General features: G+C 64.4%; 1 protein-coding gene. It reads right to left on the bottom strand.

Features of this window, described 5'->3' with window-relative positions; genetic code table 11:
• Positions 1 to 828 (bottom strand): EF-Tu/IF-2/RF-3 family GTPase (locus AC1DWI_RS24970; RefSeq protein WP_477726158.1); only part of this gene is annotated, 828 nt, incomplete at both ends.

The raw sequence follows: 828 nt of genomic DNA, 5'->3' as shown, positions 1-828 counted from the left end.
GAATTTCTTCAGTTCGTTCGGGTCCTCGGACGTCACCCAGCGGGCCAGGTTGAAGTTGCTGCCCATGATGCGGGCCTTGACGCCGTACTCATGTTCCAGGCGGTGAGCCACCACTTCAAACTGCAGCTGGCCGACAGCGCCCAGCAGCAGCAATGAGCCGGCAATCGGGCGGAACACCTGGATCGCGCCTTCTTCACCGAGCTGCGTGAGGCCGGCGCGCAGCTGCTTGCTGCGCAGCGGATCGGCCACCTCGACGGCGCGAAACATTTCAGGCGCAAAGAAGGGCAGGCCGGTGAACTGCAGCGCTTCGCCTTCGGTCAGCGTGTCGCCGAGCTGCAGCACGCCGTGATTGGGAATGCCGATGATGTCGCCGGCAAAGGCGGTGTCGAGCAGTTCGCGGCGCTGGCTCATGAAGCTCACCACGGTGTTGGGCCGCAGCTCTTTGCCGCTGCGCACCACCTTCAGGCGCATGCCGCGGGTGAACTCGCCGCTGGCCACACGTAAAAATGCAATGCGGTCCCGGTGGGCCGGGTCCATGTTGGCCTGGATCTTGAACACCASGCCGGAGAATTTTTTCTCTTCGGGGTGCACCACGCGCTGGATGGCTTCGCGCTCGGCAGGCGCGGGCGCCAAGTCGACCAGCGCGTCCAGCACTTCCTGCACGCCGAAGTTGTTGATGGCCGAGCCGAAGAACATGGGCGTCTGTTTGCCGGCCAGGAATTCGGCGCGGTTGAATTCAGGCGTGGCGCCGGCCACGAGTTCGATTTCGCCCTGGGCCTGCGCGTATTCGGCGCCAAAACGCTTGGCGGCTTCGGCGTTGTCCAGGCC

The organism is Polaromonas sp. P3_C2, from assembly GCF_056402675.1.
This window is presented reverse-complemented; position numbering and strand designations above follow the sequence as displayed.